This is a genomic window from Stenotrophomonas sp. HMWF003 (assembly GCF_003061285.1).
Classification (GTDB): domain Bacteria; phylum Pseudomonadota; class Gammaproteobacteria; order Xanthomonadales; family Xanthomonadaceae; genus Stenotrophomonas; species Stenotrophomonas maltophilia_AP.
Window position 1 is genome coordinate 1 of the sequence record NZ_QAIW01000333.1, and the last position, 2,684, is coordinate 2,684.

The window sequence follows — 2,684 nt, forward strand, 5'->3', positions numbered from 1 at the left end:
GAAGAATCCCAGCCTGCGCGAACGTTTCCAGGCGATGCGCAACCTGCCCCCGTTCCTGCGCCAGGTGTGGCAGACCAGCCCCGCCCTGGCCAGCGCCAGCCTGGGCCTGCGCCTGATCCGTGCGTTGCTGCCGGTGGCGATGTTGTACGTGGGCAAATTGATCATCGACGCGGCCCTGCACCTGAGCCAGCACGAGGCCGGCTTCCCGCCGTTCGGCGAGGCGTTGTCCAGCGGCCTGCTCAACCCCCTGCTCGGCCTGCTGGTGCTGGAGTTCGGCCTGGCAATCGTCTCCGACCTGCTGGGCCGCGCGGTCAACTACGCCGACAGCCTGCTCTCGGAACTGTTCACCAACGTCACCAGCGTGCGGCTGATGGAGCACGCGGCCGAGTTGGACCTGGAAGATTTCGAAGACCCCGACCTGCAGGACAAACTGGACCGCGCGCGCCGCCAGACCATGGGCCGGATGAACCTGATGAGCCAGCTGTTCGGCCAGGTGCAGGACGCCATCACCGTGGCCAGTCTGGCGGTGGGCCTGCTGGTGTACGCGCCGTGGCTGATCCTGCTGCTGGCCGTCGCGCTGGTGCCGGCGTTCATTGGCGAATCGCACTTCAACGCGGCCGGCTACTCGCTCAATTTCCAGTGGACGCCCGAGCGCCGCCAGCTGGACTACCTGCGCCAGATCGGGGCCAGCGTGGAAACCGCCAAGGAGGTGAAGATCTTCAACCTCCACCGGTTCCTGATCGAGCGCTACAAGTACCTGGCCGACAAGTTCTTCCACGCCAACCGCGCACTGGCGCGCAAGCGTGCGTTCTGGGGCACGCTGCTGGCCGCGCTGGGCACACTGGGCTACTACACCGCCTACGCCTACATCGCCTGGCGCACCGTGCGCGGCGACTTCTCCATCGGCGACCTCACCTTCCTGGCCGGCAGCTTCCTGCGCCTGCGCCAGCTGCTGGAAGGGCTGCTGATCGGATTCTCGCAGGTGGCCGGGCAGGCGCTGTACCTGGACGACCTGTTCTCGTTCTTCCAGATCCAGCCGGAAATCCACTCGCGCACCGATGCGGTGGCGATCCCGCAGCCGATCACCCAGGGCTTCGTGTTCGAGAACGTCGGCTTCCGCTACCCCGATGCCGAATCGTGGGCGGTGCGCCACCTGGACTTCGAACTGCGTGCCGGCGAAGTGCTGGCCCTGGTCGGCGAGAACGGCGCCGGCAAGACCACCCTGGTGAAGCTGCTGGCGCGCCTGTACGACCCCGACGAGGGCCGCATCCTGCTCGACGGCCGTGACCTGCGCGACTACGACCTGGACGACCTGCGCGCCAACATGGGCGTGATCTTCCAGGACTTCGTGCGCTACAACCTGAGCGCGGGCGAGAACATCGGCGTGGGCCTGGTGGAAGCGATGACCGACGATGCACGGATCCGCGACGCGGCCCGCCGCGGCATGGCCGACGAGGTCATCAACGCCCTGCCCAACGGCTACGACCAGTTGATCGGCCGCCGCTTCAAACAGGGTGTGGACCTGTCCGGCGGCCAGTGGCAGAAGATCGCCATCGCGCGGGCCTACATGCGCGACGCACAGGTGATGATCCTCGACGAACCCACCGCCGCACTGGATGCGCGCAGCGAGTTCGAGGTGTTCCAGCGTTTCAAGGAACTGTCCGACAACCGCACCGCCGTGCTCATCTCGCACCGCTTCTCCTCGGTGCGCATGGCCGACCGCATCCTGGTGCTGGCCGGCGGCCGGATCGAGGCCAGCGGCACCCACGCCGAGCTGATGACCCAGGGCGGCCGGTATGCCGAATTGTTCGAGCTGCAGGCCGCCGGTTACCGCTGAAACCCCCTTTCCCCGTCGCTTCCCGGCCAGTCAATGAGAATTTATCTCATTTGAGATAAACTGGGCGGGACAAAACAGATCAGACCCCACCCCCATGTCTTCCGCTTTCGGCGCCGAAACGGTGCTTGAGGTCCGTCACTGGACCGACGCCTACTTCAGCTTCACCACGACCCGCGACAGCGGTTTCCGCTTCGAGAATGGCCAGTTCGTGATGATCGGCCTGGAAACCGAAACGCGGCCGCTGCTGCGTGCCTATTCGATCGCCAGCGCCAACTGGGAAGAGAACCTGGAGTTCTTCAGCATCAAGGTGCAGGACGGCCCGCTGACCTCGCGCCTGCAGCACATCCAGCCGGGCGACAAGGTGCTGGTCGGCAAGAAGCCCACCGGCACCCTGCTGATCAGCGACCTGCACCCGGGCAAGCACCTGTACCTGCTGGGCACCGGCACCGGCCTGGCGCCGTGGCTGTCGGTGATCAAGGACCCGGAAACCTACGAACGCTTCGACAAGGTGATCCTCACCCACGGCGTGCGTTACGAAAAGGACCTGGCCTACCGCGACCTGTTCGAAAAGGAACTGCGCGAGCACGAGTTCCTCGGCGAGATGATCGGCGACAAGCTGCTGTACTACCCGGCCGTCACCCGTGAGGCGTTCCCCAACCAGGGCCGCCTGACCTCGCTGATGGAAAGCGGCGAGATGCAGAAGACCCTCGGCCTGCCGCCGCTGGACCCGGAAAACGACCGCGCCATGATCTGCGGCAGCCCGCAGATGCTGGCCGACCTGCGCACCGTGCTGGACAGCCGTGGCTTCCAGACCTCGCCGCGCATCGGCACCCCCGGCCACTACGTG

Annotated in this window: 2 protein-coding genes; both read left to right on the plus strand. The window is 66.1% G+C overall.

Translation table 11 applies throughout. From position 1 onward, the window contains the following. Positions 1 to 13 precede the first annotated feature (13 nt). Complete coding sequence (locus DBR34_RS13425; RefSeq protein ID WP_258223917.1) at positions 14 to 1,837, plus strand: ABC transporter ATP-binding protein; 1,824 nt, start codon at positions 14 to 16, stop codon at positions 1,835 to 1,837. 94 nt (positions 1,838 to 1,931) lie between these two features. After that, positions 1,932 to 2,684 (plus strand): ferredoxin--NADP reductase (locus tag DBR34_RS13430; protein ID WP_146186841.1); only part of this gene is annotated, 753 nt, incomplete at its 3' end.